Below are 14,425 nucleotides of genomic sequence, written 5' to 3' on the forward strand. Positions count from 1 at the left end.
GGAGACGCGTCATCAACGGCAGGATTTTTGCACGTAGAACAATGGGTTACGCGGCATTTTTAGTCTTCTCGCGCTGATCCAGCTTGCGCGCCAAAGTCGCACCCAGCCGAATCCCAGGCACCTCCACGAAACGATAGACCAGGAAGGACAGGAGGAGCACGGGCGGGATGGAGACGGCAGCCACAAAAGCCAGGGTCTCCATATCTGTACCTCCGAACCCCTGCTGCCTTGCCAGGTTTCCCGCGTAATAAACGATGGGGAAATGAATCATGTAGGTCGAATAGCTGACTGACCCTAGCTTGAAAAGAGGGGTTGAAGAGAGCAGCCGCGACACCACGCTTCCGGGACTGAGAAGGATGGCGACCAAGCCGGCCCAGATGACAGCGGGAATTACCACCGACTCGATCAGGGCAAATGGAAGCAGAACCAACAACCACCCCAGAACTGATCCCCCCAAAGTTTCCCTCCTGAAACAAAGCAGGTAGGTGCCGACTCCGATGGCGAAATAATTTGCGACGATCGGCAGGAACGAAGGATGCGGGAACTGTGTGCACGAGACGCCAGGGAAGAAGCATAGCCAGCGTCCATAGGAGAGCCCGGCGGCAATGATCAACGCCAGCGCGACGCCACCCGCAGCCCATCGCCACCGCGACCGACTTACCAACGGGATGATGAGCAGGGGTGCGATCAGGTAGAACTGCATCTCCACGCTTATGGACCAGTTCGGCGTATTGAGCGAACCCCATGACGCCGGATCCATGGAGCGGGGAACCGCGCCATTGAGCATGCTCAACTCGAGCAGGAATCGCTCGTAGACAACATCGGTACCGACTCTGGTTACAGGCAGGCCAAGCAGCACCAACAGCAGAACGACAGCCAGCACAAACGCATGGAGTGGGAATAACCTGAAGTACCGCCGGACAATATAGGTGCCGTAAGGTTCAGCCCTGGTCAGCAGGAGGTGGGTGATCACAAAGCCCGAAATCATCATGAAGACGTAGACAGGGAGTATTCCCTGCCGCAGGGGCATCACTGCGGCCGGCAAGTCCTTTGCATCAAAGCCGGAAAAGTCGATCACGTGCGCCAGAACCACCCACCAGGCTAACAGGGCCCTCGCCCCCTCAATGGCCGTGAACCTCGGAATCGCCTTGCCGTCAGTCTGCATCGAAGCCGTCGGGATCATGCTTTCCTTCCGCCATGGCTGCTTTCTGCTAAGCGGTAGATGTCCTCGTAGATCCGGATCGTCTTGCTCCACTCGCGATCTGTCTTGACCCACGCCATCCCTGCTTCTGCCTGGCGCCTGAGGGCAGACGGGTCGGCATGCGAAGCCAGCAGCAGGGCCGAAAGCGCAGCGGCATCGCCCGCGGGGAACATCTGCCCCCGGACTCCCGGCTCCACGATCTCGCGCAGCGCCGGCCGGTCACTGATGATCACCGGCCGCCCCATCGCCATCGCCTCAAAGGGTTTCATCGGGGTCACGAAATCACTGGCGAAATCGGCGACGCGGGGCACCACGAAGATATCTATCAGTGCGTAGTAGTTCTCGACTTCGTCATGCGGCACCTCACCGGTGAACACCACGTGCCCGGCGATGCCCAGGGCGGTCGCCAGTTCCTTGAGGCGGTCCAGTTCCGGTCCGCCGCCGACGATCAGGCAGTCCATGTCGGCGCCCTGCGCGCGGGCCTGCGCCACGGCCCGCAGCAGCACCGCGTGGCCTTCGCGCGCCGACACGTTCGAGATGTAGCCAACGGTGGTCGCGGCCGAAAGGCCCAGCTGCTCGCGCAGCGCCGGGTCCGGGGCCTGCGGCTTGAAGTGGTCCAGGTCGACGCTGTTGGGCACCACGAAGATCTTCTCCGCCGGGATGCCCCGCGCCACGAGGCCTTCCTTCATGGTTTCGCAAATAGTCACCACGGCATCGGCCTCGCGCATGCAGCGGTCTTCCTGCGCCATGCGGCCGCGCGTCATCTCGGTGTCCATCACCCAGTCGGCCATGCGGCGCCAGGTGTGCTCGTGATAGGAGCGCACCTCGTAGACGAAGGGCACGCCCAGCCGCCTTGCCACGGCCAGGCCGACCAGGGCCTGTTCGTAGCCGCGGTAGCCCGAGCTTGCCTGCACGATGTCCACGCCCTGCTCGCGCAGCAGGTGCGCGGTCAGCAGGGCCGTGAAATCGAGCTGCCGGGTGGAGGGCACCGTGCGCACGTCTTCGCGCGACAGGCCGTTGAGGCGGAAGTGCGGGATGCCCTCGACGTCTTCGCGCTCCCAGGCACCCCCCGTGCCGCCTCGGCCGGGGTACGCCAGGGGCGTGATCACCAGCGGCCGCATGCCCAGCTGTTTCTGGAACTTGACGATGTTCAGGCAACGGATCGCGCCGCCGGTGTTTTCATAGGGCAAGGTGGTCTTGAACAGGTGCGCCACGCGCAGGCCCTGCCCCCCGTCCGGTACGGCCTGCCCGGCGGGAATCGCACCCGGGTCTGGCAGCCAGTGGGTGTCGAGCTCGCGCACCACGGCCAGCGCGTGCTTGGCCTTCATGCGCAGCTTGCCGGCGGCGGCCCCCTGCGTCGAAAGGGCGCGGGCGGCAAGTTCTTCCAGCCGGGTCACGTCGCCCAGCCGGCGGCACAGGTCCATGCCCGCGGCCATCACCGGCACCTCATGGCCCACCTTCTCCAGCAGCAGGTCGAAGGTCTGGCGCGCGGCGGCTGGCGACACCTCTTCCATCGCCAGCAGCTGCGCGGCCGTCGTCGCGTTGACTGCCTCGGCGACCAGCGTGTCCATGGGCTGCACGACCAGGGACACGAACAGGTCTTCCTGGCTGCCGCCATTGGTGACGCGCGCCACCAGGGTCGTGGCCCCTGCCGGCGGCCGCAGCCGCACCTGCACGCTGAAGGCGTCCAGCGCCGCCGAGCCGGAAGGGTGCAGCTGGCAGGCGACCCGGTAGGCGTTGCCCGCCAGGCGATGCGGCGTGGCGGCCCGGTCGACCAGGCTGTCGCCGGGCGCCACCGTCTTGCCAGCGGCGTCGCCGAAGAACAGCGTCAGTTCCGGTGCGGGCGCCCCCGGCATCGCGCGCCGGAAGCCGTCCAGCCGGACCTGGCACTGCCAGGCGTTGAATGCCCGCTCGCGCTTCTCGAAGTGGGCACACGGTGCCGCCACCTCGCAGGCCCGCGCGGCTGTCCCGGAAGGTTCGATCATCGCCACCTGGAACTGCCGCTCGAGCGCCAGCACGCTGCGCTGGTCGCCCGGCATCGCCTTCAGGCGAACCGACCGGGCCCCTTCCGGGCGCCAGGCCAGCAGGCGGCGCACGTCGGCATTCTCCGATTCACGAAGGTCGAACAGCAGGGCCAGGGTGGCGGCATCGCCACCTTCCTCGGCAACCACCGGGTGGCCGTTTTCATCCAGGAAGCTCAGGCGCGCGGTGCTTCCAGGCCCCTGGGCCCGGTAACCGATGTCCAGGGCCACCAGTCCGGCGGGGCCGGCCGGCAAGGCGGCCTCGAGCTCCACGCCCTCGGGCCCGGCCAGCCGCCACTTCCCGGAATCAAGGCCTTCGATCACTTCTTCGGCAACGGCGATCGGGCCCGTCAGGGCCAGTGCCTTGCTGCCCTGCCAGCGATGCACCCGGACGACCAGGCGAACCGCTGCATCGGGGCTGGCGACGTTGAACGCCACCGCGGTATCGCCGGTGTCGCGCACGCCGGCATACCGGAACGCGCCGAAACGCGCCGACTGGCTGGTGCCGGCAAACGGCCCCGGCAATAGCTGCCCCTGGCCGTCATAGAAATCGAGTGCGATCACGGCAGCACGTTCGGCCGGGGATTCGTCGGCGAGGCCGACGGAGACTCGGTAGGGATGTCCGCCCGCCACCTCGAAGGCTTCCGAGGCAAGCGCCAGTTCACGCTCATCGGTGAACTCGATCACGCCCGACACCTTCAGCGCGGTCGATGCTTTCCACGGGATCACCTGCAGGCGCACGGTCGCCGCGCCTTCGGGTGCGCCGACCACGGCATCCGCCCAGCGCGGCGCCTCGCCGTCAACGACGCTCGGCAGGTAGACAAAGGCACCGTAACGATCAGACTTCGAACAGCCCGGCGGAACGCCCGGCAACGCGGCGCCCTGGTCGTCGTGGAAACTCACCGCGGCAATCAGCGCCTTCGGACCGACGCTGCCGGCAACATCCCGGGCATCAATGCGCACGCCGTAATGGCGACCAGGGACGACCGGGAACTCACCCTGCAGGGCCGCCGCATTGCCCTCGCCGGGGCTGGTTGGGGATTGGCTCATCGGTGAATCGATCCTTCTTGATCGCACTTGGCCAGGTGCTGCTTCAGGGCGCCGAAGAATCGGTCCGAAACGGCAGTCGGCCGGTGCGTTGCCAGGAGAGTGTCGAAGACGGCGGGGTCCGGTCGATGGCCCAGCGCGCGGCGCATGGCGTCGAGCAGGGTGTCGCCGGCATCGCCCGTGTAGAGCAGCGCGGCATCATCGGCATAGGTTTCGAGCACGCCGCCTGCACGCGGCGCCACCAGCGGCCGCCGGAACGTCGCCGCCAGCAGGGCGACGCCGGAATTGAGCGTGCGCTGGTAGGGCGCCACCACGGCATCGCAGCCATTGAACAGCGACTGGATGTTGCGTTCGTCCATGGCGTTCGGGACCAGGCGGGCCCCGTGCACGCCGGCCATGCGGGCGCTGACCGCGGCCAGGTAGTCACGGTCGACCGGCTTGCCGGCCACCACCAGTTTCAGGGACCGTTCCGGCACCTCGGCGCGCAGGGCTTCGAAGGCGTCCACCAGTTCCAGCACGCCCTTGTAGGGCTGGATGGAGCCGAACAGCACGAAGACGAAATCGCGTGCTTCCGCGCCGATGTCCAGGCGCGCGGTGATGCGGTCGCCGGCATTGGCGTACCAGCCCTCGTAGGACGGGTGCGGCACATGGAAGAGCTTTTCTTCGGGCAGCGCGTAGTGGCGGCGCGCCTCGTCGGCGGAAGACCGTGAAAGCAGGTGGATGACGTCGGCACCCTCCACGATCACGCGGCGCAGGGCGATTTCGGCCTCCGGGATGTCGCAGTCATGCGGCAGCACGTTGTGCATCGTCCACAGGATGCGGTGGCCGGCCTGCTTCCAACGCGCCAGGTCGGCCCGGAAGCCTTCGATCCGCTGGCTGGCCGCGGCTTCGGTGCTGACCCCGTCGAGCAATGTCGCCAGCCAGTGCAGATGGATCACGGAGCGCCCGGCCCAGCTGGCGACGTCCAGGTGCTGGAACCTGAGTGCCGGCACCACGGCAAAGCCGTTTTCCGCGGCCCGCGAGTACAGCAGGCGCTGGAAGGGGTTCATCTGCGCCACCGGCGCGTAGTTCAGGACGAAGGGCAAGTCGGGCATGACCTGCGATTGCGCAAGCACGGCATCAACGAAGGCCTCTGCGGGGCTGGTCGCCCCTTCCGCCATGTCCGGAATCCTCATCATTCTCCCCAGTTGGTTCCGTCGGGCACGCAATCCACCCAACCTGCGGGGATGATACTAGAGCCGCCACCGGGGATAGCCCGATGGCCGGTCATTGATCTTTCCCGCGCGCGTAGCCGAATTTTTCCGCCAGTTCGCCCAGGGCGTCGTGGATCCGCGACTCCAGCGCGTCCGGCGCCGGTCCGGCACTGCCTTTCGCCGCGGGCGCGGTGGCCGCCAGGCGCTTGATGGCCCGCTCAAGGCGATCCTCGTGCACGGGTGCGCCGGCCTTCCCGCAGATGGCGCGCACGGCCGGCCGCGGGTCCGCCAGCAGGTCTTCGTAACGCACCACCAGGTCGAAGTTCTGTCTGGCCGCCCAGGCCAGGAACAGCCTGACGCGTCGAATGGCGGCATCGGCGTGGGCAGGATCCGGGGCTCCCTGGCCACGCTCCCGGCAAACGTCATAGGGATCGCGCAGCAGCAGCACCCGCATCGCCCCGGGCTCGCTGCGCAGGAAAGCCTCGGGCTTGAGCGAATGCGCCGAATTGATGGTGTTGGCCACCAGCGACCGGGACGGCAGCGCGCGCGCATGCAGCAGGTGCAGCGCATCCACGAAGCAGGCGTGGTCGCGTGGCGCCAGCTCAAGCAGGCGCTGCCTGATGCTTTCGGGCAGGTGCACCTCGCCGGCGGCCAGCATGCCGCCGGCGGCGACCAGCAGCGATTCGAGCCAATGCGCGCCGGAACTGCCGGCATTGGCCAGGTAAACGCTGCGCCGCCGGCTGCGCTGCCGCAGGGTGGCGGCGGCGAAGCAGTCATCGACCACCTGCTCGGGCGCGGATTGGTCGCGCTCGGCCATCTGCGCCAGGGCGAGGGTGATCTTGCGGGCCTGTCGCTGGCCGGCCTCCGGCCACCAGGCTTCGGGCGTGGCGCAATAACTGGCGAACAGCCGGCGGCCATGGCTGCCGGGCGCCGGGCCAATGGCCGGGGAAGGATCGATCATGGTGAACCTCAGTCGTGAGTCCAGCGAGGTTCCGGCATAGCGGAACGCCAGCACCTGCGCCGGCAGCAGGCGGTTGACGTCGCGCGACCAGACTGCGCCGGTATGTTCTTCGTCAATGCCGGGCTCAAGCAACGAAACAGCTTCGCAGGTGTCATCAAGCGCCTCGATACGCAGTTCGCGCCGGGTGGCCGGATCGATGATGCGCGCACGGCGCCCGTCCAGCTCCACCTGGCGGTCGGCCGGCACGTGCCAGAGCGAAAGGAACCCCGGGTGCCCGGCTTCTCCGTCGCTTTCGGGAACCAGTACGTCGTGCACGGTGAACCGGCGACCGGGGAGATCAACCTGCAGCCGGCGGCTGGCCTTGAAGCCCGGGTAGGACGCCGTGTTGGCCTGCACCTCGGCCTGTTCATCGTCGAGCTTCAGGCACTGCAGGCTGCCGGGTGCCTCCGAGGCCGGCCGCGACCAGTCCGGACCGAACCCAAGCGGCAGGGGCAGGTTGTGCGCCCACTTCGAACGCAGGTAACGCCGCACCGGCGCGGCCTCGACGTAGTTGTGCATGCCGCCGTCGAGCAGCCATTCGCCGCCCCAGCTCAACACCAGCGACAGGTCGTCATCGTGGCGGTGGTAGCGCGAATGCGCCCCGCAGCGCAGCACCAGGTGGAAGGCCTCGCCGGGCGTGCGGCCGGCGCTCCAGTCTTCGCGGGCGATGAAGTACCCGCCCTGCGCGAAGGTGCGCGCCCAGCCCGAGGGCTGCCGCCCGCGCTGGCCGCGGCTGATCACCCACTCCAGCTCGGCATGCACCTGGCTTCCCGCCAGGGTGCGGAACACGTTGATGCCCGTGCGCTGTTCGGTATCGCCTATCGGCGGAAGCTGCCCGTCGGGCCGCACGATCCAGGCCATGAACTCGGCGGCGCGCGGCAGCATGTCGCGCAGGCGGCCCTCGAGCGGGCCAAGCTGGCCAGGACTGAAGGTGCGTGCGATTTCGCCAAACAGGCCGGCCACGAACTGGTGGTAGGCCGGGCTGTTCTCGACGTGGCATCCGTCGTTGCGGAAGGCGAAAGCCAGTTCATCGCCCAGGCGTTCCACGGCGATCTTCAGCCAGCCTTTGGCTTCGGGCACCGACGGCAGGCTCACCGCCAGCAGGGCCAGGACCCGGCACTGGTCGATGCCGTGGTTGGTATGGCGGCTGTAGATGTCCTTGCCGGCAAGTTTTTCGCCGAGTACGGCGAGGAACTGTTCGAGTCCTGGCTGGCGTTCGCTTTCAAGCCCGTGGATGCGCAGGTAGCTCAGGAACCAGAAGACGTTCAGGGCCCGCGACGAGGTCGCGTGGTCGTGCCAGGCGAATTCGTAGTCGCTCTTGCCCTGGAAGTACTTGTCGCGCCATGAGTCGACCGCCGCGAAGCCATGCTCCAGCGCGCACCGGTCGCCTTCGGCGGCATGGAAGGCCAACAGCCAAGGCATGAAGTTGAACGAAGCCGTCTGCCACTGCCAACTGCGGTGGCCGAAGGGATTGACGGTCCAGTCGGCGAACAGGTCCACCTTCGCCGGCTTGAAGCCCCGGAACTGGTAGAGCCCGTCCTGGACCAGGCGGCGCCCCAGGCGCATCGCGCCCGGATTCGCGCAGAACGCATCCAGCCGCTCACGAACGCTGGGCAGGACCAGGTCGGCCGGATCAGCCACGCGCTGCATCCAAGTCCGCCGGGCCCAGCAGGCCCTGTGCGGCCAGGCGGCTGCGCACCGCATCGAAGGTGAAACCGGCGGCGACCGTTTCGACGCGGGCGCGGGCCTGGGCAAGCAGATCGGGCTCGGTCGCCAACCGGCGCAGCAGCGCGCGCGCGTCGTCCTCGCTGCCCGCATACAGCGGGTAATCGGGCCCGAACACGTCGCGATTGACGGCGTTGGCGACCATGATCGGCGGCACGCCGCAGGCGGCGTATTCGAGCAACTTGGTGGACAGCTCGTGGGTGTGCTCTTCGAGGCTGGCATGGCGCCAGGCCCAGCCGACATCCATCCGACGCAGTTGTTCGAGCAGGGCCTCGCGTTCCATTGCCCCGTGCCAGCTCACGCCCTCGCCCGCCGACAGCGCTGTGCGCACCTCGTCGCGGAAGGCGGGGTCGTCGGCCGGGTTGTGGATCTTGTCGCCGAAGGCATGCAGTTCAATCGGCACGCCGTCATCCCGCAGCGTGGCCACGCTGGCGAACATCTCGCGGATGCCCCACAGGGGCGCGAACTTGCCCGCGTAACCCAGGCGCAGCGGGCCGTCGTGCCGCGGCGCCTGCCCGGCCGGACCAAGGTCCGGGATCATCGGGGGCAGCAGGCGGGTCTTGCCCTTTGCCTCCGGCAGCAAGGACAGCAGGTAGGTTTCGAACTGTCGGGTCTGGCACAGGATGACGCCCGCCGCGTCCGCGATCAGTCGCAGGCGCTCGAGCTCCGCGTCACCCAGGTCCTCGCGGCGCTGCGGCAGGTCGGTGATGTAGATCCAGAGCCGGCCACGCAGGGCGCCGCGCGCAGCGGCGCGTTCGCACAGGTCGAAACCGCGCAGCACGATCGCGTCGTAGGGCGCGTGCTGGTGGTCGGCCTCGATCCGGTCGAGTGCTTCATCCGGCGACAGGGCCTGGTTGGTGGCGATGTCGGGTTCGGCCAGGCGCAGGTGCTGGATCGGCAGCAGCGGCGCGATGATGTGCGTCTGCTTCACCCGTGCCTTCAGGTACAGCGTCGTCCGTACTCCTGGCGCGCCGCCGAGCACCTGCGCCAGCGACGCCGCCCAGATCGCCGAGCCATCGGTGATGTTGAGGTTGACGTCGCCGTAGATCGCGATGCGGCGATGCACCGGGCCCACGTCGAGGACCACGGGCACGGACGGCTGCCCCTGCACCAGCGCCAGTTCGCGCCGGATGGTGGCGTCGTAACCCGAAAGCCGTCGTGCCTGCCTCGCCGCGGCCTCGGACATGCGCAGGAACATCTCCGGTTCCGCACGCAGGCGCCGGATGCCTTCGGCGAGTCCTTCCGCGTCCTCGGCTTCGGCCAGCCAGGCGCATTGCTCGTCGACGAACTCGGGCACGGCGGCCACGCGGTTGGTCACCGGCACCAGGCCCGAGGCCATGGCCTCGTCACGCGACACGCCCTGGCTGTCCATGCGGGTGGGCACCAGGAACACGCCATGGTCGCGGTGGAGCTCGGCGATGCGCGCCTGCGACACGAAGCCCTGCTCGAGCCTGACGTTGGCCAGGCCCCGCAGCGGCGCCACGGTCTCTTCGAACAGCGGCCCGTCGCCGACCAGCAGGAATTCGAGCTCGTCGAACCACGGCTCCTTCGACAGGGAAACGATGGCCTGCACGGCCAGGTCGTTGCCATACACCGCGGATGCGTACGGACGAATCGAAAGCACGCGCAGGCGCTGCGCCGCGGGCTTGGGCCGCCACTGGAACAGGTCGCCGTCGACGAAGTTCGGGATCAGCGTGAACTGGCCCGGGGGCAGCGACAGGCCCAGGTCCTTGAGCGCCTCGTGCGCCAGGTAGCGGGACACGAAAACCACCCGCAGGTTCGGGTGCGGATGGGCGAGCACGTCCATCCACATCCGGCGACGCTTCTCGCCGGCGCGCCGCGCCTTGTCCTGTTCGGCGGCCGTGCCCAGGTTGAAGCTGCGCCGGTACCAGGGCTGGATCTCGGCGCCATGCACCCAGACGATGACCCGGTAGCGGTCGAGCAGCGGCTTGACCGCCTCCCAGGTGGGCACGTCCATCGCGTGCACGAGGATCGCGGCGTAGTCGTGGCCCTCGAGCATCAGGCGAAGATGTTCCTCCTGCCCGGCCACGACGTCCACGCCCTGGAACTCGTCGAAACAAAGGGCCTGGTTGCTGAAGCGGAAGACATCCACGCGCAGGCCTTCGGCCGAGTAGGCCAGGACGCGGCGATGCACGAAACCGTAGCGATACAGGTTGTCGTAACGCGGATAGTCCTTGGTGATCAGCAGCGCCTGGCCGCGACCCATGATCTGGTCGATGTGCGGCGCCACGGCGCCCCGGACCAGCGACAGCAGGCGCGTTTCACCCGCGCCCAGCACCCTCAGGCCGAAGCGGATCCATTCGGTGCCGGCCGGCAGCGGGATTGCCTGGTTGGTGTCCGACGAAACAATGGCGTGACTGATGCGTTCGCGCGCCGCGTCGAAAAAGACGAGCGCGGCGTTGACGTAAAGGCCCGCCGACGTCCTGAGGTGGAAACGGGCGAAACCGTCCTTGGCCAGCTCGCCTGCGCTGAACCAGCGCGAGGCGTAGACGTAGCCGTGTTTGCCTTCGTCGAGCCGGGAGTGCACCTCCACGTCATCGCCGGCATGCACCACCTTCAGCTTGCCTTCGACGTGGCTGGATGGCGGGAACAGGACGCGCAGGGCCTCGAGCCCATAGGCGGGCGCCTCAATGCCTGACACGACGGGCGCCGCGGCATGGCCGCGGATCTCGCTGCGCGCCAGCAGCTCGTCCATGGGGTGGCCGGCATCCACGGCCAGGTCGTCCACCGCGCCCGCGACATCCCGGCCCCGACCGCCTTCGCAGTAGTTGAATTCGTCGATGGCCAGGCCGCTGGCCGCGGGCACCAGCGTGTCGCCGTCGAGCAGCGAGGCGAGCGCCTGCCCCGCCAGGGCCTCGGTTCGCACCAGGCTGCGGCGCATCGGACAGGCGGCCGCCGGGCGGTACTGGCTGCCATCCTCGACCAGCACCGGTCCGCCGTCGGTCCAGCGGAAGCAGGCGGATTTCGCGGCGAAATCCACCTCCGCGTAGCGCGCCACCAGGGCCAGGTCGGTCAGGTAGGCCGGCCCGTAGTGGTCGCGCGGATCCAGCACTGCGACCCAGGCGCCCGGCCAGGCCTCGGCCGGGAAGAGCGTGCGGGACTGCGCCTCGCCGAGCACGCTCAGGTCGCGGCGGCCGGCCGGCATCGCCGGCAGGAAACCTTCGGCGGCCACCAGCACCAGGGACTTGTCCGGCCATTGCTGGGCATCGTGGCCAGCCAGGGCCGCATCAACCCCGGCCTGGTCGCTGACGCGGGCAACCACCACAACCCGGGCCGCGGCCGGTGCGATGCCTTCGCCCAGTGCGTGGCTTGCCAGCCAGGCCAACCGGTGGCCATAGGTGTGCTCGGACATGACCTTGCGCAGGCCGGCCAGCCGGAAGCGGCGCATGGCCGACTCGTCGTCCAGCAGCGGCTGCAGGACCTCGCGCAGGCGGCGGGCATCACCCGCCGAGGGCACCAGGTCGCCCAGCAGCGCCCGCAGGCCACGCGAGTAGTTGCTGATGGTCAGGGTATTGCAGGCCAGCAGTTCGAAGGCCCGGCGCGCGAACATGCTCTGCGACTGCTTCACCGTGTTGATGGTGATGGCGTAGCGGTAGCCCTTGTAGGCGCGGTCGATCGCCGTGAACGGCAGCGAGCCCTGCACCAGCGGCTGGTACTTCTCCGGGAAGGCCAGCCCGGGATCGTCCTTGCCGTGGTTGCGGTCGTAGATCTCGACCGGCCGCAGGGCGCTCGCGGCCTCGACCAGCAGGTCGAAGTCGGCGCGACGCTCCGGGTACTTGGCGTAATACGAACCGGCGAAACAGAACGCGTCCTTGCGATCGTAACGTTCAACCGGGTTGTGCACCCGGGGCTGGGCCGCGAACGGCAGCAGGTGCACGCGGGCGTGGCCAAGGTCCTGCCGGTACGACTTCAGGCGATCCATGTCGGTGGTGAACACCACGTCGAACAACGCCGCCGTGCGCAGGAAAAGCGCGTAGTGGACCGGGTCTTCCTTGTTCCAGAACGCAGTGGGAATGCCTTTCGACCGGCAGTACGACACCAGCTCGCGCAGGTCGTCGCTGCACTGGGGAACCTTCTTCTCCCATTCCGAACGCAAGCCGTGCCAGGCCGACTCCACCAGCAGCAAGTGCGGACGGACGCTGTCCACCTGCGCGCGCCAGTCCGCCAGCGACAGCGGCGTGAGCTGGCACTCGGGTTCGAAACAGGCCTGGGTGAATTCGTCCATGATCGCCACGACCCGCAGGTCGCGCAGCCGGTCCGGAGCTGCGGGCCGCGGGCCGGCGTGGCTGTCGCCCGACGAGCCCGAAGCAGGCAGTCCCCGGTATACAGCCGCCACCTTCGCAGCCACGCCTTCCCAGCTGCGCTCGGCCGCCATGACACGGCGGGCTTCGCTGCCCAATCGGCGGGTGGCGTCGGGATTTCCGGCCATCTCGGCCAGGCAACGGGCGAGCGAGGCCGGGTCCCCTGCTGCATGCACGCGTCCGGTGACGCCGTCCTCGACCAGGCGGCGCAAGGGCGCGACGTTCGAAACCAGCAGCGGCAAGCCAAGTGCCATGGCTTCGACCGGCTTGAGCGGCTCGACCAGTTCACAAACCCGCACGGGCTTGCGCGGGAGGGCAACGCAGTCGCACAGGACCAGGTGGCGCGCGACGTCGGCAGGCGCGACGCGCCCGGCGAAATGCACGCGCCCGGCCAGCCCGAGTTCGCCCGCCAGCTTTTCCAGGGCGGCACGTGATTCGCCGTCACCGACCAGCAAGGCATGGATGCCCGGCTGCGAATTAGCCAGCAGGGCCATGCCGCGCAGCAGGTCGTCCAGGCCTTCGTAGCCGACCAGCGAGCCGGCGAAACCCACGACGAAGTCCGCGCCGGCCAGGCCCAGGCTCTCGCGCAACGCCGGATCCACCGGCGCTGCCATGCCCGGATCGACGCCATTGGGCGCCATGGAAATGCGCTCGGGCGAAACGCCGCGACGCCGCAGTTCGACCGCCAGTTCTTCGTTGAGTACAAGGACCTGGTCGGCGTTCCGGGCCACCAGGGACTCGAGCTCGCGCTCGAGCGCGAAGCGTTCACTGGACTCCCATCCGGGCACCCGCGAGGCCGCGGTGAACTCCCACAAGCCGCGGACTTCGTAGACGAAGGGCAGCCCGAGCTTTCGCGCGGCCAGCAGCGCCGGCAGGCCATTCTCGAAGTTCGATGCCGCGTGCACCAGCACGGCCTTTCTTGCCTTCGCGACGTCGGCGATCGCCTTGGCGGCCTGGGCCAGGTACTTGTCGAGCGGCAGCCTGGCGCGGTCGCCCGGCGCGCGCAGGTAGGGCACGCCATCGATGTCGCCGACCGGCTGTACGCCGGGGAGCCGGTCCGGGCGATCGCCCGGATAACCCGGCCGCATCAGGCAGGCGACGTCCACCTGGCGGGCACGCAGCGCCGTGAGCAGCCGCTGGGTCCGCAGCGTGTAGCCGGTGACGTGGTGCGGCAGCGCCGACGCCGCCACGTAAAGCACCGGGCCGTCGACGCTTTCGCGCACGACCGGGGCGGCAGGCACGACCGGCAGCTGGTGCCGCACCCGGAACAGGCCACGCAGTTGTTCCGCCTTGGCCTGCTCGGACGGGTCCATGGGCGCGTCGGTGCGATAGCGCGCCAGCGTGGCCATGGCGGCATCGAGCTGCCCGGCATCGAAGCGCATGAAGGCCAGCCAGAGCGTCCGGAATGGCTGTGGGTCGAGCGCCTCGGCGACCGCACCGAACCGGCAGGCGCTGGTGGGGTCGGCCGCGAAGACGCGTTTGGCCAGCTCCGTGTAGACATGCGCCCGCTGGGGCACCGACAGGAACCGGGAGCTGGCGTCCGCGTCGGCGGCGGTGAACCCCTCGGCCGCGAAGCGGGCCGCCAGTTCGTCCGCCATGGTTTCGAGTTCGGACAGGCTGCGCTGCAGCGCCGGATTGCCGCGCCGCAGCCTGCGCAGGAGCTGCCACAGCCGGCGGGGCAGCGCGACCAGGCCGCGCCAGGACCGCAGGGCTTCAAGCTGCGCCAGGCCAAGCTGGCGCGCGACGCTGGTCTCGTGCAATCCCAGGGAATAAGCGCGGTCCGCCAGCGCCTCGCGCATGCGTGCGAGGTCTTCCTCGGTCGCCCGCGGACCACCGCCCCCCGGCGGGTGGACGTCGCCGCCAGCGGCCTGCTTGGCTTCCGGGGTTTCGGGCTGGCGTTTGTTGCTCATCGGGGA

Annotated in this window: 5 protein-coding genes; all 5 read right to left on the reverse strand. The window is 68.6% G+C overall.

Features of this window, described 5'->3' with window-relative positions; translation table 11 throughout:
* Positions 1-46: 46 nt before the first annotated feature.
* Positions 47-1,183, reverse strand: coding sequence for an acyltransferase family protein (locus ACYVJH_RS08180; protein WP_460454118.1), 1,137 nt, complete (start codon positions 1,181-1,183; stop codon positions 47-49).
* Positions 1,180-4,272, reverse strand: a complete 3,093-nt coding sequence (locus ACYVJH_RS08185; protein ID WP_460454119.1) for a glycosyltransferase — start codon at positions 4,270-4,272, stop codon at positions 1,180-1,182. Before ACYVJH_RS08185 ends, ACYVJH_RS08180 begins: the two co-directional genes overlap by 4 nt.
* Entirely contained in the window at positions 4,269-5,429 is a 1,161-nt protein-coding gene (locus tag ACYVJH_RS08190; protein ID WP_460454120.1) for a glycosyltransferase family 4 protein, read from the reverse strand. The genes ACYVJH_RS08185 and ACYVJH_RS08190 overlap by 4 nt, the downstream gene beginning before the upstream one ends.
* 106 nt (positions 5,430-5,535) lie before the next feature.
* The gene (locus ACYVJH_RS08195) at positions 5,536-8,103 is read right to left on the reverse strand and encodes a heparinase II/III domain-containing protein (protein ID WP_460454121.1); all 2,568 of its coding nucleotides are present in this window, start codon (positions 8,101-8,103) and stop codon (positions 5,536-5,538) included.
* On the reverse strand, positions 8,096-14,419 hold the full coding sequence (locus ACYVJH_RS08200; RefSeq protein ID WP_460454122.1) for a glycosyltransferase: 6,324 nt from the start codon (positions 14,417-14,419) through the stop codon (positions 8,096-8,098). Before ACYVJH_RS08200 ends, ACYVJH_RS08195 begins: the two co-directional genes overlap by 8 nt.
* Between the last annotated feature and the right edge of the window lie 6 nt (positions 14,420-14,425).

It is taken from the genome of Arenimonas aestuarii, assembly GCF_054781715.1.